Raw genomic sequence first — 18,578 nt, forward strand, 5'->3', positions numbered from 1 at the left:
ACAATACGGTATTAATCAGGAAATCTGGAGGCGGGCAGCGGCCGAAAGTCCAAGCATTCTCCGTAGTTACGGCTGCCCCCAATGTGAACATTTTACTGCGTCTTAGCTAGATATGAACGAGGAGGAGAATCATCATGAGCGAGCTTATCAACAATCGGGAGACACAAATTGCAGGGCAGTCCATGCGTCAGAATATGCTTAAGGAGATTATCAAGGAGCTGCACCAGGGGAAGAGCGTAGATGAGGTTAAGGCCCGGTTCGCTGAGGCCGTAGGGGACGTAACCGTTGAGGAAATTTCCGCGATGGAGCATTCCCTGATGGAAGAGGAAGGTATTCCTGTCACTGAGGTTCAGCGGTTGTGTTCAGTGCATACTGCTATTTTCAAGGGTTCTATAGAAGAAATTCACCGCTCCTCGAAGCCCGAAGAACAACCAGGGCATCCCGTGCACACGTTCAAGCTGGAGAACCGGGAGATTGAACGGCTGGTGAATTTCAAGCTTCAGCTGCATACGGATCGGTACCGCAAAGAGGCGAGTTCAGAAATCACGCTTAAGCTGCTCGAAGACCTCAGCCTGCTGCTGGACCTCGATAAGCATTACAGCCGGAAGGAGAATCTGCTCTTCCCTTACCTCGAGAAATACGGGATTTTTGGGCCGACCAAAGTGATGTGGGGTGTAGATGACGGCATCCGCCTTATGATCAAAGAGACAAAGGCGATGCTGAGTGCGAACAGAGAGAAACCTGTGAATGCCCAGATCGTGGAGAGTCTGGAACGGATTATTTCTGAGGTAAATGAAATGATTTTTAAGGAAGAGAATATTCTGATGCCGATGGCGCTGGAGAAGCTGACCGAGGACGAGTGGGTGAAGATCGCCCGTGAGAGTGAGCAGATTGGCTTCTGCTTAACAACTCCCGATCAGGAGTGGAAGCCAGAGCGTGCAGCCGATCCTGGTGAGGTAGAAGGAGAAGCCGCCGGTACCCGGGACGGATTCGTCCGCTTTGAGACAGGCATCCTGTCTGTGCAACAGCTTGAAGCTGTCATGAACCACCTTCCGGTTGATCTTACGTTTATCGACGAGAACGATGTGGTCCGGTATTTCTCTCACGGCAAGGAGCGGATCTTCGCCCGGACCAAGGCCGTCATCGGCCGTACCGTTCAGAACTGCCATCCACCGCAAAGTGTACATGTCGTTAATGAGCTGCTGGCCGACTTTAAGGCCGGACGCAAGGATGCGGAGGACTTCTGGATTCCGGTCAAAGACAAGTTTGTCTACATCCGCTATTTTGCCGTAAGAAGTGAGACCGGGCAGTATCTTGGCACACTGGAATTTACGCAGAATATTGCACCGATCCGCGCACTCGAAGGACAGAAACGGATTCTGTCATAAATTTGTTAGATATGGTCCATGGATAGGACTCTTTAGTTCATATCAACTACTTGTATAAATGCGAAAGAGCGCTCTGTGTATCCCTAGGGAGAAGGAGCGTTTTTTGCAGTTCCTTTTCCAGGTAAAAGGGGGTCCCCGCACAGCCATCATTTACCGTAAAAGCCTTGCTGACAAGGGGTTTGAGAAACCCTACCTTCTCTTGACCGATGGGGAGGGTTCGCTTATAGTTGGTACGTAGGAGCAAACTATTTTAAAGAGAAAAAGGTGGCTTGTAAAATGTCTGAACAAATCTACATTGGTGTCGATCTGGGCGGAACAGCAATTAAAGTCGGCATCTGTAATGAGGAAGGCCAGCTTCTTCATACGTATGAAGGGCCGACAGAAGTTGAGAAGGGAGCGGATGCCGTAGTTAATAATATCGAACGGTATGTACGTCTTATTCTCGAACAGTCGCCGTATGAATGGGATCAGCTGGCGGGTGTTGGCGCAGGGGTTGCCGGCTTTACGAATGTCCGTGACGGGATCATTATTCTTGCACCAAATATAGGTTTGAAGGATGTTCATATCCGCAGCATTCTGGAGCAGCGGCTTGGCAAGCCTGTCCGCATAGATAACGATGCTAACGTGGCTGCGCTCGGGGAAGCCTGGGCCGGCGCTGGCAAAGGAGTAGGGAACTGTGTCTGCTACACCCTCGGTACGGGCGTTGGCGGCGGTATTATTATTAATGGGGCTATATATCAAGGCTTCTCAGGCATGGCCGGCGAGCTGGGCCATATGTCTGTAGTTCCTGATTTGGAAGCGATTCAGTGCGGCTGCGGCAAGATCGGCTGCCTGGAGACCGTATCCTCAGCTACCGGTGTCATTCGTATGGCGAAGGATGCTGTAGAGCGCGGGGATCGTACATCCTTGTCCCAAGTGGAGAATATTATGGCTAAGGACGTCTTCGATGCAGCCAAAGCCGGGGATGAGGCGGCCATTCGTATCGTCAACCGCGCAGCTTTTTACCTGGGCAAATCCCTTGCTCAAGTGAGCGCGGTGCTTAATCCGCAGCGCTTTATTATTGGTGGAGGCGTGTCCAAGGCAGGCGATATTCTGTTCAATGAAGTACGCAGCGTATACGCCAAGTTAACACCGGAGCCTCTTCAAGAGGGTGTTGATATCGTACCGGCTATTCTCGGCAATGATGCGGGAATGATCGGGGCTGCAGGTCTGTTCTTGCACTAAGTCGATGGGTTAAAGACTTAATATATAGAGAAGATTGTGAGGGAGGGAAATCAGATGACGGACAAGGAACAAACATCAGTTGCGAATTTGATCATTATTACAGGCATGTCGGGTGCGGGGAAGTCGCTCGCTGTACGGAGCCTGGAGGACCTCGGTTTTTTCTGTGTAGATAACTTACCTCCGGTGCTTATTCCCAAATTTGCCGAGCTTATTGAACAGTCTAACGGGAAAATCGCCAAGGTCGCGCTCGTCATTGATTTACGGGGACGGGAGTTCTTCACGGCATTATCTGAGTCTCTCAATTATATCAAAGATCATTTTACAATTAAGTGTGAAATCCTGTTCCTTGACGCCACCGATTCCGTACTGGTACAGCGTTACAAGGAAAGCCGCCGAAGGCACCCACTTGCTCCCGAAGGCATGCCGCTGGATGGCATCAGGCTGGAGCGCAAGATGCTGGAAGAGCTGAAGACATCAGCCACTCAGGTGATTGATACGAGCAACATGAGACCTTCTGTGCTGAAAGACAAGATTATTGCCGGGTTCTCCCACCTTGAGAGCAGTAACTTATCTGTAAATATTACTTCATTTGGATTTAAATACGGAATTCCAATCGATGCCGATTTGGTATTCGATGTGCGCTTTCTTCCGAATCCGCATTATATTGAACAGCTCCGCCCACACACCGGGCAGGATAGCGACGTATATGAATATGTAATGAAGTGGCCTGAGACGCAAGTATTTCTGACCAAGCTGCTGGATATGCTTCATTTCCTGCTTCCACAGTATCATAAGGAAGGGAAGAGCCAGGTGATTATCGGTATCGGCTGTACGGGCGGCAAACACCGCTCAGTAGCCATTTCCGAATATTTGGGCCGTATGCTCGGTACGAGTGAAACGGAGACGGTCCGCGTCAGCCACCGGGATTCCGATCGAGATCGGCATTAAGAGGTGAATAGAAGTGAAAGATCGGTCTACAAGTGAAAGAGTGCCGCGAATCGTCGTAATGGGCGGGGGGACCGGCCTGTCGGTCATGCTGCGCGGCCTGAAAGAGAAGCCTCTAGATATAACAGCGATTGTGACCGTAGCCGACGACGGAGGCAGCTCAGGTATACTGAGAAGTGAGCTTCAGATGCCGCCTCCGGGAGACATCCGGAACGTGCTGACTGCGCTTGCTGACGTAGAGCCGCTGTTATACGATATGCTCAATTATCGTTTTACCGCAGGCTCGGGACTTGCCGGACACAGCCTCGGGAATCTAATTCTTGCGGCGATGACCGATATTTCAGGCGATTTCGTAACCGCCGTGCGTGAACTCAGTCGTGTATTTGCGGTCAGGGGCAGGGTACTGCCTGCGGCTCAGCATGCGGTCATCCTGCATGCTGAGATGGAGGATGGCGCTATCATCACCGGGGAATCGAAGATTCCTGAGGCTGGCGGGAAGATCAAGCGGATCTTCCTTGAGCCGGAGGAGGTTGAGCCGCTTCCTGAAGCGGTGGAAGCCATTCTTGAAGCCGATGCGATTCTAATCGGGCCCGGCAGCCTGTACACCAGTATCATTCCGAACCTGCTTGTGCCCAAGTTAGCCGAAGCTATTCTGGCTAATCATGAGGCCATCAAGATCTTTGTCTGCAACGTAATGACCCAGCCCGGGGAGACGGACGGTTATGCCGTCAGTGATCACCTTAAGGCTGTATATGAGCATGTAGGGCATCATTTATTCGATTATGTCATTGTGAACGATGGCGAGATTCCGGCACAAGTGCAGGATTTCTACGCTGAGAAAGGGTCCAAACCCGTTAAGGTCGACTGGGATGTCGTAACGGGCCGAGGCTACAAAATGATCGCGGACACCTTGGTGCTGTTCCGCAGATATTTGCGCCATGATGCTGATAAGCTCAGTCATCATATTTACCAGCTGGTGCAAAACTGGAGTATAAGAAAGAGGTGAGTCCCTTGTCCTTTGCGGCACAAACCAAAAAAGAACTGACCATGATCGAAGCCGAGCCTTGCTGCGAGCAGGCCGAATTATCCGCGTTAATCCGGATGAACGGTTCCGTCTCGGTGTCGAACAAAAAAGTCATTTTGGATATTTCCACCGAAAACGCCGCGATAGCAAGACGGATTTATTCTTTGATCAAAAAGTATTTCGACGTCCATACGGAGCTGCTCGTACGCAAGAAGATGCGTCTGAAGAAGAATAACGTATATATCGTGCGGATTCCCACACATGTACAGGAGATTCTGAATAAGCTTAAGATCGTATCGGAAGGGTTCATTTTCACGCCGGGGATTAATCCGGAGCTGACCCGGAAAAACTGTTGTAAGCGGGCTTATTTGAGAGGAGCCTTTATGGCTGGAGGTTCGGTGAACAACCCCGAAGGTTCCTCCTACCACTTGGAGATTGCCTCCATGTATGAGGAACACTGTCAGGCCTTGGTGGATCTGGCCAACCAGTTTCACTTGAACGCACGCTGTATTGAGCGCAAGAAGGGCTTCATTTTCTATATCAAAGAAGGCGAGAAGATTATCGAACTCCTGAGCATTATCGGCGCTCACCAGGCCTTGTTCAAGTTCGAGGATGTGCGCATCATGCGCGACATGCGGAATTCCGTTAATCGGATCGTCAATTGTGAAACGGCGAATCTCAATAAAACCATAGGCGCGGCCATCCGCCAGATCGATAATATCAAGCTGCTTCAGAAGGAAATTGGCCTGGAGTCGCTGCCGGATAAGCTGAGAGAAGTGGCCGAGATCCGGCTTGCTCATCCGGATATGAACCTGAAGGAAGTCGGCGAGATGCTTAAAGGCACGGTCAGCAAGTCGGGTGTGAACCATCGTCTGCGCAAAATAGACGAGCTTGCCGAAAAAATTCGGGGAGTCTGAAGCGGTACACCTAGTGTGAGACCTAGCGCCTATGGTATACTGATTAAAATATATTTCCAAAATGGAATGAACCTGAGAGCTGAGGTTCGAAATCTAGTTCAATCCAAATCAAAAATGTGCAGAATTTTGCATGTTGATTATGTATAGGGGGTTAGGATTCATGGTCAAACATCCGGTAACCGTCCGTTTGAAAACGGGTCTTCACGCCAGACCTGCAGCGCTTTTTGTACAAGAAGCGAATAAATACTCGTCTGAATTGTTCGTGGAGAAGGATGACAAGAAGGTTAACGCGAAGAGCATCATGGGAATCATGAGCCTTGCCATCAGCACTGGAACGGAAATTTACATCAGCGCCGAGGGTGCGGACGCCGAGCAGGCTGCAAACGCTTTAGTCAGTCTGGTTAGCAAGGAAGAGCTTGAGAACCAATAATTTGTTGTAGGACAAGCATGAAGAGAGGGTGTCTGCCTGGTTAAGGCGGAGTGCCTTCTCTTTTTTGTATAGGAGAAAATATATTTCAAATTGTCCCACCGCTTCTGCAACCTTGGAAGCCTTGGCTTCGTTTAGTAGTTAAATTTACCAATTTGTATGCGATGAACTAGAGACCTTACTTCTTTAGTTCATTCCATACGGGAAACTATAAAAATTATTGGAGGCGGGTTAAACATGAAAATTTGGGTCAAATCGTTAGGTTCGGTACTTATCGCAGGGACATTGCTTGCTGGAGGGACTGCGGCAGGAGGGCTGTTAACCGAAGCGCCACATGCCTATGCGGACGACGCCGTGCAGCGCAATGTGATTAATGTGGTTGGAAATGGAGAGATCTCGATCAAGCCGGATATTGCTTATCTAACGATTGGCGTGGAAGCCCAGGCGGCGACAGCTCAGGAGGCCCAGAAGGCTACAGCGGCCCAAATTACAAAGTTGACTAACCTGCTGAAGAACACCTGGAAGATTGATGCGGCAGACATCCAGACTGCCAGCTTCTATGTTCAGCCTAATTATACTTACAATGACAAAGAAGGGCAGAAGCTCAAGGGCTATAACGCATCCCATGCCCTTCAGATTAAATACCGCCAGCTTGATAAGGTTGGTCAATTGCTCGATGATGCTTCCAAGAACGGGGCTAATCGCATTGACAATGTACGGTTCACCGTAGAGAATCCGGATCAGTATCAGGAGCAGGTGATCAACAAAGCGCTTGCGAATGCGGAGCTTAAGGCTGGAATTATCGCCAAAGGTGTGAAGCGTGGACTCGGCATTGTTCTTAGTGTCAGCCAAGGAGGCGTGAACACCGCACCTGTATATGAGCAGAACTACCTGACTATGGAAAAATCAGCGAGTGATTCAGCGGCTGGAAGCTCGGTAGAACCTGGAGAGATTAAAGTGACTACATCGCTAAGCGTACAATACGAGCTTAAGTAGAAATATAGCAAGACAAGCGCTTTTCTCCTGACTTTGGAGAACAGCGCTTTTTTTTGACACAGATCATGACTATTCCGGCCTTTAGCCCCACAAAGTTGTTGTACTAGGGGGTAAAACAAGGTATATTGAATATGCAAAAATTGATTGAGTTATAAGAGCCGTCCCTTGGGATATGGCTTTTTTTTCAGATTGTAGATGCCCTGACGGATGAATATACATAAATACTGATGATGATCTAGGAGTTGATGCACATGATTGAGCTAGTAGAAGTTCAGAAGAATTTCGCCGGACAGGTTGTAGTGCATCCGCTGAACCTGACGATTAAGGAAGGTGAATTCCTGACCTTGCTCGGGCCAAGCGGCTGTGGGAAGACAACAATTCTGCGCATGATTGCAGGCTTTGAACATCCTACTGAGGGACGAATTGTTCTGGACGGTGCAGATTTGACCGCACTTCCGCCGAACCGCCGTGACCTCAATCTCGTATTCCAGCACTATGCGTTGTTCCCTCATATGACTGTAGAGGACAACATTGCCTTTGGTCTGAAAATGAAAAAGCTGCCGCAGGCCGAGATCAAGCAGCGGATTGAAGAAGCTGTGGCGATGACTCAGCTTACCCCGCTGGTTAAGCGTTATCCCCACCAGCTATCAGGGGGGCAGCAGCAGCGGGTTGCCATAGCGCGGGCGATCGCGAACAAGCCCAAGGTGTTGCTGCTTGATGAGCCGCTGGGGGCTCTTGATCTTCAGCTGCGCAAAAATCTTCAATCCGAGCTGAAGCAGCTTCAGCGCAGTCTTGGTATTACCTTCGTATACGTCACACACGATCAGGAAGAAGCCATGATGCTCTCCGACCGGATCGTTATTATGAATAACGGGCAAGTAGAACAGATCGGAACTCCAAGGGAGATTTACGCCACTCCTGCTACCTTGTTTGCCGCAACCTTCGTGGGAGAGAACAATATATTCTCTCAAGATGGGCGGCTGTTCGCCGTTCGTCCGGAGAAGTTAAGGGCAACCCGGGATGCTAATGCAGCGAAGCGGACAGGGGTTGTTCAGGATGTACTGTATCTGGGCAGCATTCATAAGATCGTGGTTCAATTGGATAATGATCCGATGACAGTAACCATTGCGCTGGACTTCACGGATGAGCGTCCTTGGGAGATCGGTGAAAGACTTGGGGTGGATTGGGGTCCTCAAGACGAGGTGAACATCGGAGCATGAAGAAATCAGGGTTCGCTTTAATTCCTGTAGTATTATGGTTAGGTCTCTTTCTGGTTATTCCTATGCTCATTGTAGTCGGCATTTCCTTTATGCAGCGGGATACGGATGGAAATCTAATCTATACCTTCTCCCTAGACGCTTACAAAATATTTTTCGATTCACTGTACCTGGGAATCTATTGGGACACGATTGTGTTATCTGTGGCCACCACTGCGATTTGCCTCCTGCTCAGTTATCCGCTGGCTTATTATATTGCCAGATCGGGGCCGAGAAGGCAGACTTGGGGACTTGCGCTTATTACAATCCCTTTTTGGATTAATTTCTTGATTCGTACTTATGCCTGGGTACTCTTGCTTCGGACGCAGGGTGTCGTTAACAGTTTATTCATGAATCTCGGGTGGATTTCGGAGCCTATGCAGATGCTGTATACCAAAGGAGCCGTTCTGCTGGGTATGGTATATACCTTTATTCCTTTCATGGTACTGCCTATTTATGTGGCTATTGAACAAATGGACCGGAGATTGCTGGAGGCGGCGAGTGACCTGGGTGCATCACCTTGGCGGTCCTTCTGGCATATTACTCTGCCCCAGACCAAATCAGGCATCACTACAGGTGCGGTGCTTGTCTATGTCTCCACAACAGGGATGTTTGTTGTGACAGATATTCTGGGCGGTGCCAAGTCATCCATGATCAGTAACATTATTCAGACCCAGTTCCTGGGGGCCCGTAACTGGCCGTTTGGTGCTGCGTTATCCGTTATTTTTGTTATAACGTCATTAATTTTAATTGCTCTCTTTAATAAGGCTATGACCTCCAGATATGAGACAGTGAAGGAGGGACGGGTATGAGAACCAAGCGGAGCCCGTGGCTCGGACTGCACTCCTTGCTGATGATCATCTTTATCTATGTGCCTATCCTGTTTATCATTCTTTTCTCCTTCAATGATTCGCGCTTGTCCGCAGAGTGGCGAGGGTTCACACTGGATTGGTACGTATCGCTATTCGATAACGACCATGTCATGGATGCTCTGCAGAACAGCTTGATTGTGGCCGTCATATCTACCATTGCGGCTACGCTGCTTGGGACAATGGCAGCCATTGCTGTCCGTAGAGTAACCCGGAGGCTAAAGCTTGGCATGAGCGGGCTGTTGTATTTGCCGATCGTGATTCCGGATATCATTATGGGTCTGTCCCTGCTTGTGCTGTTCAGGCTGCTTGGCGTCGATACAGGCAAGACAACGATTATCATTGCCCATATTACTTTCAGTATGTCCTATGTATATGTTGTGGTATCCTCGCGGCTCGCGGGAATGGGCAAGCAGCTGGAAGAGGCGGCGCAGGATCTTGGAGCAAGCTCCTGGCAGACTTTCCGGCACGTGACCTTGCCGCAGATCACTCCCGGCATTATCTCCGGCGCATTGATTGCTTTTACGATGTCGCTGGATGATTTCATGGTCAGCTTCTTCGTATCAGGCCCAAGCTCGACAACGCTACCTATTTATATTTATGGACAGGTGAAGAGAGGTATTTCCCCGGAAATTAACGCGTTATGTACGATATTAATTTTGGTAAGTGTAACACTGATCTTCTTGGCCCAGTATATGCTGAACAGAGGCAAAGGACAGAAGAAGCAGAAGATGCTGCCATTCTAAATGAATGGTGAAGTGAACAGAGAGGAGAATTATGAATTGAATAAAAAGTTGAAGCTGGTAACGCTGCTCCTGACCGCGATGCTTGTCGCTTTATCGCTGTCTGGATGCGGATCCAAGAAAGAGACACTGAACATCTACAGCTGGGCCGATAACTTCGACCCGCAGGTGCTCAAAGACTTCGAAGACAAATATAATGTGAAGATTAACTATGATAACTTTGCCAATAACGAGGATCTGCTGGCTAAGATTAAAGCGGGCGGGGGCGGATATGACCTGATTCAGCCGTCGGACTACATGGTTGCGACCATGATTAAGGAGAACCTTCTTGCACCGCTGAATATGGCGAATATCCCGAACTTCGCGAATCTTACCGAGACGCTGAAGAACCCTCCCTTTGATCCGGGTAACAAGTATTCAATCGCTTATATGTCCGGGGTGACCGGTATTGCTTACAACAAGAAGTATGTGAAGGAGTCTATTACCAGCTGGGCGGATCTGTGGAACCCGAAATATAAAGGCAAGGTTCTTCTGCTGGATGACAACCGTGAAGTGATCGGAATGTCACTTAAGAAGAACGGATGGTCCAATAGCTCCACTGACGAGACTCAGATTAAGACCGCGGTAGATGACCTGAAGAAGCTGCTGCCAAGCGTGCTTGCCTTCGATACCGACACCATCAAGCAGAAGATGATCCAGGAAGAAGGCTGGATCGGAACCATGTGGTCCGGCGACGCTTCCTTTGTAGCGAAGGAGAATCCGGATATTGCTTATGTGGTTCCTAAGGAAGGCGGCACCATCTTCGCCGATAACTATGCGATTCCCAAAGACTCCAAGAATCAGGAGCTGGCGGAGAAGTTCATCAACTATATGATGGACCCGAAAGTCAGTGCGAAGAACTACGAGTCCATTGGCTATAGTGACCCGAACGCGAAGGCTATGGAATTCCACAGCCAGGAATACCGGAATGACAAAATGATCAACCTGTCCGAGGATGAAATGAAGCGGACGGAATGGCTGAAGGATGTGGGAGACACCCTTCAGGTGTATGATCGTTATTGGACAGAGCTTAAGAGCGGCCGTGAATAGAAGATAAGCAAGATTTCTCTAAACAGCATAAATGGCGTCATGGATATTATATCCGTGGCGCCATTTCTCGTCTTTGGCCCACTGCAGCATTCTTCAGAGGCTTATCTCTTGGCTTCTCGTCCTATTTGGCTTTGAGTTGCTTGAGCGATTAACGATTCATTGATGATACGGGCGGGTGACTTCCGAGGGATGTCGTTCTGCAAGTTATACTGGCAAGGATAGTTAGTCCATTCTTACTTTCTGGCACATAAAGAGCTTCGCTTTATTTTTAAGGAGGTTGGTACTGCTATCCTTTTAACAAGGCGGGGCTTCTTTTGATTTTTATTTTGAAGGTTAAACCGTAACGGAGCAGGTCGAATGATTCTGGAGAAGCGTCAGCGGCCGCCTTTGTTCGGGGATTCCCACCTTGGCAGGTTCTATTCAAGGAATCCACGAACAACAGCGGGCGGAAGAACATTCGAATGCGCAGTGCACAGGTTGCCTAGATTAAAATGAGGTGTTACCCTATCGTGGCTTTAATGACTTATGTGACAGCCCCTTTTTGTAATCTCCGCAAATGTTACTAGAGGACATCTCTCCGTTGCCCGCCATAGCCTTGATACATAAGATAAAGCATATCTATGGGAGGGGATTCGGATGAGCTATATATACACGGCGATAGGGGATTCCTTGACGACGGGATTTGGGGCTTTTCCGGGACACGGCTTTGTTCCTGTCTATCGGAGAATGGCGGAAGATCGGCTAAGGGCACCAATTCAACTGAAGAATCTGGGTGTAAATGGACTCGATTCCGAAGGACTTGAACAGCGTGTTCGATACAACTCGATATACCGGCAGTCGCTTAGGGAAGCGGATATCATTACGGTGTCGGTTGGGGGGAATGACTTAATCCACGCGGCCAAAGAGATTTTGAGGAATCCAGCTCAGGAATCGCAGATTCTGAACCATTCATTGGCTGAATGTAAGAGCAATTTTGGAAGTATTGTGCGTACGATTTATGACATTAAGGAAAGCAGCCGAAGTCCTTATATTCTAAGGGTAGTCGGTCTCTATAACCCTTTTCCCCAGATAAGTGAGGGCAACTCTTGGGTAAGTTCATTTAACCGATATGCGGCTCAATATTCGAACCGGGTGTATGGATTCGCGGATATCTTTCCGGTTTTTGCCGTTCGTGGTCGTGAACTGCTCTCCATCGATCAAGTCCATCCGAATAGCAGGGGTTACAGGATTATGGCGGAGCAGTTGAACGGATTGGGATATGGCGTCCTGTGAGTGGAGACGAAGACGAAGATGTAAATGTAAATGTAAATGTAAATGAACAAGTCGTAAGGCATCCAATACCTATATACGGTGGAAGATGCCTTGCTCCTCTGCGTCCAGGAACCTGCTTGAAAAATTACATAGAGTTTAAGGAAATGTTACAGGGTATGACGGAAAGAAAAGAAAGTGTAATAGGCGTTGTTACCCTTTGCTCTACGGGTGTATCTATAATTAGAAAAGTATGGTTTGCCTGAATTTTCTTAGTTTGGAAAGGAGCATTTATATGAATCGTAGTATGAAATGGAGTGCCGGCCTCTTGGCTGGAGCCCTGTTGTTTGGAGGAGCTGCGCTTCCGGCTGGAACTGGATATGCTGCTGGAACCGGCCCGGTAGCCAAGAAGGCAGAGGCGGCGCAGGTACAGGTAGGTGTGAAATGGAAGGGAGCATTATCGGCACAGCAGGGAATCCTCAGCGGCGGACGGGTGTATGTTCCGGTAACATTCCTCCGTGACGTAGTCGGACTTGGGCTTTCTTATGATTCGGCTTCGCACATCTACAGCCTTGGAGACGGTTACCGGAAATTGAATCTGGCGGTCTCCGAGTACGGGGTTGATCCGAGTGTTAACGGGTACTATTTGAGTGAAGGATATCGCGGTAAATTAATAAAGGGCCATATTTATGTCCCTTATAAATTACTTAATGATTATCTTGGATACCAGTCGGCCTGGGACGCCAAAGCCAAGCGGCTGTCCATAGATCCGCGTACAGAGAATTCGATCACCATCAAGAATGTTAGCCTGGACAAGACCCTTAAGGGTGCCTCAACCAAGCTAATCTACCCTCAGGTCAGCGGCCTGGCTGACGAAGCTGCACAGAAGTCGATCAACGCCGCGCTTCAATCATCGATGGACCGTTTCGTTGCCCAAGCGGAAAAGGATCTGAAGGAGCGTTCCGCCCAGGACCGTGAGTATGAGTATGACAGCACCTATGTGGTTACTTTTAACGAGAAGGGCGTTCTAAGCCTGGTTCTGGCTCAAAGTTCTTACACGGGCGGAGCACATGGCTTTACTTTAACAGAAGGCCACACCTTCTCGCTGAAGAACGGCAAGGAGCTTGGATTCAGTGATCTGCTCAAAAGCAACCCCGGCTATAAGAAACAGCTTAATGCCGATCTGGCCAAGAAGCTGAAGGCGCATCCGGGTTATCTCGGCGGGTTCAAAGGTCTAACCTCGGACCGGAATTTCTATGTAAAGCCGAATACCTTGACGATCTACTTCCAGCCTTATGAATATACCGCTTATGCCGCCGGCACGATTGAATATGATTACGGATTTGATCAACTGCTGCCTAAGGGCGCGAATCCATTTAAATAATCAAGTTGATGAGAAGTCCCGCTATTATAACCAGTGGGGCTTCTTTCGCTTGTCCATACTTTGTTGAAGAACGCAAAAATGGCGCCACAGGAGTAGAATCCTGTGACGCCATGATTCAAATCTTATACGCCTTGTGGACCGGTCTTCTCGATAACCTTATCGACAATACCGTAATCCTTGGCTTCAGAAGCGCTCATAAAGTAGTCGCGGTCCGTATCCTTCTCGATACGCTCGAGTGGCTGTCCTGTGCGTTCAGCCAGAATTTTGTTCAAGGAATCACGCATCTTCAGAATACGGCGGGCACGGATCTCGATATCCGTTGCTTGGCCTTCAGCTCCACCGAGCGGTTGGTGGATCATAATTTCACTGTTAGGCAGTGCAAAGCGCTTGCCTTTCTCTCCCGCATTCAGCAGGAACGCACCCATCGAAGCGGCCATACCTACACAGATGGTAGATACATCGGATTTGATGAATTGCATGGTATCATAAATGGCCATACCGGCAGTAATCGATCCGCCTGGGCTGTTGATGTATAAATGAATATCTTTACCCGGGTCTTCGGCATCAAGGAACAGCATCTGCGCAATAATGGAGTTGGCAACCACATCATTTACCTGCGTACCGAGGAAAATAATACGGTCTTTAAGAAGTCTCGAGTAGATGTCATAAGCACGCTCACCGCGATTGCTTTGTTCGACAACCATAGGGATATAACTCATTAGAAAACCCTCCTTAAATGTTTGTTGTGACACAATAATCAGAAACATGATTTCCGTCCCTTGCATCATGGACCGCCATCTCAATCTCTTGGTCAAATCAGGGGAAGACAAGTCGTCTTGACCTATGTAAGAAAGGTGTCCGGGAAACGTTTCTATTATGAATGAACTAATGAGATCGTCCTAACTAGAAAACAGAATACTTCTGTTAGTTCTATCCATAATAACCACATCATAAACAATTTCAAACATAAAGTCAAAGAAAGTCAAACTAATTATAAAAAAAAGGCCCACTTTAAAGCGGCTTTGGTTAAAGCTAATAATAGGTGCTTGTAAGAATGGCGCGCCCGCGAGGAATTGAACCTCGATCTCAGGCTTCGGAGGCCTACGTCATATCCATTGGACCACGGGCGCAAAATCAGAGTAGCAAAAATGATTATATGTTATCCCATGTTAAATTGCAAGCTTAACTTAGGATAACAAATACTTACTATAATAGGCCATACCGGGTGAAATGATAATTATTGAGGGCTATCGATAAAGAATAGACAGATTTTTGTATAAAGAGGACAAGCACAGTAAATTATACGTTCGTCAGACTTGCAACATGCGGTAGAATTAGGTAGAATGTTAGTGGGACTTAAAAAGTTAACCCGGGACGTTTTAAGGCCAACAACGTTTGATGAAGATGAGATAGATGAATGCCAAGCAGGAGTGAAAGCATGCGAAACATATTGGAAATCCAAAAGCAGCTTCTGCCTGATCTCATGGATATTCTCAAGAAAAGATACACCATTCTTCATCAGATCAAGCTTGCTGGAGTGATTGGCCGCAGAACATTAGCCGCATCTCTGGATATGACAGAACGTGTGCTGCGCGCCGAGACAGACCTTTTGAAAGCACAAGGGCTGATTGAAATCGAGAATATGGGGATGACAATCAGTGAAGCAGGTGCTCACCTGCTTGAGCGTTTGGAGCCGCTTGTCAAAGAGCTGCTTGGTCTGGCCGCTTTGGAGGAGAAGATCCGCAAGGGTTATGGACTCCGCAAAGTGATTGTTGTGCCGGGGGATTGGGACGTATCTTCGGATACCAAGCAGGAGCTTGGGCGTGCCGGGGCTAAAGCGCTCCTCAGCGTAATGGAAGAGAGAGATGTAGTTGCTGTCACAGGCGGAACAACACTCGCTTCAATTGCGGAGAAGCTAACAATGCCGATGAATGCCCAGCTTAAGGACAGCTGGTTCGTGCCAGCACGGGGAGGACTCGGCGAAAGCCTGGAGATCCAGGCCAACACGATCGCTTCCGGAATGGCTAAGCGCGTGGGTGCGGGTTATCGGCTGCTGCATGTACCTGATCTGCTTGGTGAAGAGGCTTATCACTCACTTGTAAATGACCCGAATACTCAAGAAATTGTAACCTTGATTCGTAAAGCAAGGATTGTCATTCATGGCATCGGAGATGCTATGGAAATGGCACGTCGGCGCAAGCTGGACCCTGAGATGCTCCAAGAGCTTCGAAGTGAAGGTGCCCTGGCGGAATCATTTGGCTACTATTTTGATCAAGATGGCAGGGTTGTTCACAAAATGCTGACGCTCGGACTGCGACTTGAGGACATCATCTCAACTGAAGTGGTAATTGGAGTCGCGGGCGGCAAGAGCAAAGCCAAGGCCATCCATGCTGTGCTGCGGTTCGGGCATGAGGATATTCTGGTGACAGACGAGGCAGCGGCGAATGAGATTGTTGCTTTACTGGAGCAGGAGAAGGCCGAATTAAGCTAATTCAAGAACTAACATGTGTTACTCACGGCGGTTACTCACCGTCTTGAATAAATAAAAAAACGAATTTTGGGAGGAACTATTCAATGAGTGTAAAAGTTGGTATTAATGGATTTGGTCGTATCGGACGTCTTGCTTTCCGTCGTATTCAAAACGTGGAAGGTATTGAAGTAGTTGCTATCAACGACCTTACAGATGCTAAAATGTTGGCTCATTTGTTGAAATATGATACAACTCAAGGCAGATTCGATGGCGATGTTGAAGTTCATGACGGTTTCTTCAAAGTTAACGGCAAAGAAGTCAAAGTTCTTGCTAACCGTAACCCTGAAGAATTGCCATGGGGCGAGCTTGGCGTTGATATCGTTCTTGAATGTACTGGTTTCTTCACTTCTAAAGAGAAAGCAGAACTTCACCTTAAAGGCGGCGCTAAGAAAGTAGTTATCTCCGCTCCAGCTACAGGCGACATGAAGACTATCGTATACAACGTTAACCACGAAACTCTTGATGGTTCCGAAACTGTAATCTCCGGTGCATCTTGCACAACGAACTGCTTGGCTCCTATGGCTAAGACTTTGAACGACAAGTTCGGTATCGTTGAAGGCTTGATGACTACGATCCATGCTTACACTGGCGACCAAAACACTTTGGATGCTCCACATGCGAAAGGTGACTTCAGACGCGCTCGTGCAGCTGCTGAGAACATCATTCCTAACACAACTGGTGCTGCTAAAGCAATCGGCTTGGTAATTCCAGAGCTTAACGGTAAATTGGATGGTGCGGCACAACGTGTTCCAGTTGCAACTGGTTCCCTGACTGAGCTTGTAACTGTTCTTGACAAAAAAGTAACTGTAGACGAAGTTAACGCAGCTATGAAAGCAGCTTCCGATCCAGAAACTTACGGATACACTGAAGATGAGATCGTATCTTCCGATATCCAAGGTATCACTTTCGGTTCCCTCTTCGATGCTACTCAAACTAAAGTATTGACAGTTGGCGACAAGCAATTGGTTAAAACTGTAGCTTGGTATGACAACGAAATGTCCTACACTGCACAATTGGTTCGTACTTTGGAGTTCTTTGCTAAGAAATCTCAATAATATCCACACAATTCAAATGTAATTCCAAAGAGGAGCAACCTGAACCTAAGGACTCCTCTTTGGTTCATGCTAATTTATTCCATACTTAATACTGGCTTTAGATATATAGAGAAGACCTTTGCTTAAGAGACACATAACCCTTTGAACGGGTAGATATACAGCAACGATCATTTAGGAGGAACGTGGAGATGACCAAGAAAAGTGTACGTGACATAGAAGTAACTGGAAAACGCGTGTTTGTGCGTGTGGATTTCAACGTGCCGCTCGAAAACGGCAAAATCACTGATGATACCCGTATCCGGGAGACTCTTCCAACGATCAAGTATTTGATCGAGAACGGAGCTAAAGTAATTCTGGCGAGCCACCTTGGACGTCCAAAGGGTGAATTCGTTGATTCCCTTCGCCTTACTCCTGCAGCAGAGCGTTTGTCCGAACTGCTTGGGAAGCCTGTAGCCAAAGCTGATGAAGCTGTAGGTGAAGCCGTTAAAGCCAAAGTGGATGCTTTGAACAATGGCGACGTGCTTGTACTGGAGAACGTTCGTTTTTACCCTGGTGAAGAAAAGAACGATCCTGAACTTGCCAAACAGTTCGCTGAGCTGGCAGACCTGTTCGTGAACGACGCATTTGGCGCGGCTCACCGTGCGCATGCTTCTACTGAAGGTATCGCTCATCTAATCCCGGCCGTATCCGGTCTTTTGATGGAGAAAGAATTGGCTGTATTGGGCAAAGCACTTTCTAACCCAGAGCGTCCTTTCACGGCTATCATCGGCGGATCCAAAGTTAAGGACAAGATCGATGTTATCGATAACCTTCTTAACATTGCGGACAATGTATTGATCGGTGGCGGGTTGACCTACACCTTCTTCAAGGCGCAAGGTTATGAAATTGGACAATCGCTTCTGGATAAAGATAAACTTGAGGTAGCTCTTGGTTTCATCGAGAAAGCAAAGAAGCTTGGCAAGAACTTCATGCTTCCAGTGGATATTGTTGTCTCTGATGACTTCAGTGCAGATGCTAATACCAAAATTGTCAACATTGACGAGATTCCTGCAGATTGGGAAGGTATTGACATCGGACCGAAGACTCGCGAGCTTTATGCTGACGTGATCAAGAAGTCCAAGCTGGTAGTATGGAACGGACCTATGGGCGTGTTCGAAATCGAGCCATTCTCCCATGGTACACGTCAAGTGGCTGAAGCTTGTGCAGCTACAGAAGGCTACACCATTATCGGTGGTGGCGACTCTGCAGCAGCTGCTGAGAAATTCCACCTGGCTGACAAAATGGATCATATCTCTACAGGCGGCGGCGCTTCCCTTGAGTTCATGGAAGGTAAAAAGCTTCCAGGCGTCGAAGCATTGAACGATAAGTAATACGTAATACCACATGGAATGAACTAAAGAACTGAATGTAAGAATCAGGCCTAACAATTGCTCAGCAAAGGTATGGATCACATAGTCTTTAGTTCAATCCGTACAACAAAGGA

18 protein-coding genes and 1 tRNA gene are annotated in these 18,578 nt (G+C 48.1%); 17 read left to right on the forward strand and 2 right to left on the reverse strand.

The window, feature by feature from the left end; all coding sequences use genetic code 11:
* Positions 1–134 precede the first annotated feature (134 nt).
* The 14 genes from ACRRNK_RS01135 to ACRRNK_RS01200 all read left to right on the forward strand — a co-directional run bounded on the left by ACRRNK_RS01135 (position 135) and on the right by ACRRNK_RS01200 (position 13,510).
* A complete protein-coding gene (locus ACRRNK_RS01135; protein ID WP_433945009.1) occupies positions 135–1,388 on the forward strand; it encodes a DUF438 domain-containing protein in 1,254 nt (417 codons plus the stop codon).
* A 276-nt stretch (positions 1,389–1,664) separates the two neighbouring features.
* Positions 1,665–2,612 carry an ROK family glucokinase gene (locus ACRRNK_RS01140; protein WP_433945010.1) on the forward strand — a complete coding sequence of 316 codons (948 nt, stop codon included), beginning with the start codon at positions 1,665–1,667 and terminating at the stop codon, positions 2,610–2,612.
* 54 nt (positions 2,613–2,666) lie between these two features.
* Positions 2,667–3,560, forward strand: a complete 894-nt coding sequence (rapZ, locus tag ACRRNK_RS01145; protein ID WP_433945011.1) for an RNase adapter RapZ — start codon at positions 2,667–2,669, stop codon at positions 3,558–3,560.
* Positions 3,561–3,618: 58 nt separating this feature from the next.
* Positions 3,619–4,563 carry a gluconeogenesis factor YvcK family protein gene (locus ACRRNK_RS01150; protein ID WP_433946758.1) on the forward strand — a complete coding sequence of 315 codons (945 nt, stop codon included), beginning with the start codon at positions 3,619–3,621 and terminating at the stop codon, positions 4,561–4,563.
* Positions 4,564–4,568: 5 nt separating this feature from the next.
* On the forward strand, positions 4,569–5,498 hold the full coding sequence (gene whiA, locus ACRRNK_RS01155; protein ID WP_433945012.1) for a DNA-binding protein WhiA: 930 nt from the start codon (positions 4,569–4,571) through the stop codon (positions 5,496–5,498).
* Positions 5,499–5,658: 160 nt separating this feature from the next.
* Complete coding sequence (locus tag ACRRNK_RS01160; RefSeq protein ID WP_068612994.1) at positions 5,659–5,928, forward strand: HPr family phosphocarrier protein; 270 nt, start codon at positions 5,659–5,661, stop codon at positions 5,926–5,928.
* Positions 5,929–6,162: 234 nt separating this feature from the next.
* Positions 6,163–6,921 carry an SIMPL domain-containing protein gene (locus ACRRNK_RS01165; RefSeq protein ID WP_433945013.1) on the forward strand — a complete coding sequence of 253 codons (759 nt, stop codon included), beginning with the start codon at positions 6,163–6,165 and terminating at the stop codon, positions 6,919–6,921.
* 245 nt (positions 6,922–7,166) lie between these two features.
* Positions 7,167–8,141, forward strand: a complete 975-nt coding sequence (locus ACRRNK_RS01170) for an ABC transporter ATP-binding protein (RefSeq protein WP_433945014.1) — start codon at positions 7,167–7,169, stop codon at positions 8,139–8,141.
* Entirely contained in the window at positions 8,138–8,989 is an 852-nt protein-coding gene (locus tag ACRRNK_RS01175) for an ABC transporter permease (protein WP_433945015.1), read from the forward strand. Before ACRRNK_RS01170 ends, ACRRNK_RS01175 begins: the two co-directional genes overlap by 4 nt.
* On the forward strand, positions 8,986–9,792 hold the full coding sequence (locus ACRRNK_RS01180) for an ABC transporter permease (RefSeq protein WP_433945016.1): 807 nt from the start codon (positions 8,986–8,988) through the stop codon (positions 9,790–9,792). The genes ACRRNK_RS01175 and ACRRNK_RS01180 overlap by 4 nt, the downstream gene beginning before the upstream one ends.
* Before the next feature lie 78 nt (positions 9,793–9,870).
* Complete coding sequence (locus ACRRNK_RS01185; protein ID WP_433946759.1) at positions 9,871–10,878, forward strand: polyamine ABC transporter substrate-binding protein; 1,008 nt, start codon at positions 9,871–9,873, stop codon at positions 10,876–10,878.
* A gap of 636 nt (positions 10,879–11,514) precedes the next feature.
* Entirely contained in the window at positions 11,515–12,150 is a 636-nt protein-coding gene (locus ACRRNK_RS01190; RefSeq protein WP_433945017.1) for a GDSL-type esterase/lipase family protein, read from the forward strand.
* Positions 12,147–12,392, forward strand: coding sequence for a hypothetical protein (locus ACRRNK_RS01195; RefSeq protein WP_433945018.1), 246 nt, complete (start codon positions 12,147–12,149; stop codon positions 12,390–12,392). The genes ACRRNK_RS01190 and ACRRNK_RS01195 overlap by 4 nt, the downstream gene beginning before the upstream one ends.
* A gap of 29 nt (positions 12,393–12,421) precedes the next feature.
* The gene (locus tag ACRRNK_RS01200; protein ID WP_433945019.1) at positions 12,422–13,510 is read left to right on the forward strand and encodes a PdaC/SigV domain-containing protein; all 1,089 of its coding nucleotides are present in this window, start codon (positions 12,422–12,424) and stop codon (positions 13,508–13,510) included.
* 122 nt (positions 13,511–13,632) lie between these two features.
* Here ACRRNK_RS01200 and clpP read toward each other — a convergent pair whose 3' ends face one another.
* Both clpP and ACRRNK_RS01210 read right to left on the reverse strand, forming a co-directional pair.
* Positions 13,633–14,229, reverse strand: a complete 597-nt coding sequence (gene clpP, locus ACRRNK_RS01205; RefSeq protein ID WP_433945020.1) for an ATP-dependent Clp endopeptidase proteolytic subunit ClpP — start codon at positions 14,227–14,229, stop codon at positions 13,633–13,635.
* A 336-nt stretch (positions 14,230–14,565) separates the two neighbouring features.
* Positions 14,566–14,640: transfer RNA gene (locus ACRRNK_RS01210), tRNA-Arg, on the reverse strand.
* Positions 14,641–14,948: 308 nt separating this feature from the next.
* Here ACRRNK_RS01210 and ACRRNK_RS01215 point away from each other — a divergent pair.
* The 3 genes from ACRRNK_RS01215 (at position 14,949) to ACRRNK_RS01225 (ending at position 18,465) form a co-directional block, all read left to right on the forward strand.
* Positions 14,949–16,001, forward strand: a complete 1,053-nt coding sequence (locus ACRRNK_RS01215; protein ID WP_433945021.1) for a sugar-binding transcriptional regulator — start codon at positions 14,949–14,951, stop codon at positions 15,999–16,001.
* Between the two features lie 83 nt (positions 16,002–16,084).
* On the forward strand, positions 16,085–17,095 hold the full coding sequence (gene gap / locus ACRRNK_RS01220; protein ID WP_433945022.1) for a type I glyceraldehyde-3-phosphate dehydrogenase: 1,011 nt from the start codon (positions 16,085–16,087) through the stop codon (positions 17,093–17,095).
* A 188-nt stretch (positions 17,096–17,283) separates the two neighbouring features.
* Positions 17,284–18,465, forward strand: coding sequence for a phosphoglycerate kinase (locus ACRRNK_RS01225; protein ID WP_433945023.1), 1,182 nt, complete (start codon positions 17,284–17,286; stop codon positions 18,463–18,465).
* The last annotated feature ends 113 nt before the right edge of the window (positions 18,466–18,578 follow it).

It is taken from the genome of Paenibacillus sp. SN-8-1 (assembly GCF_050995535.1).
Classification (GTDB): Bacteria; Bacillota; Bacilli; order Paenibacillales; family Paenibacillaceae; genus Fontibacillus.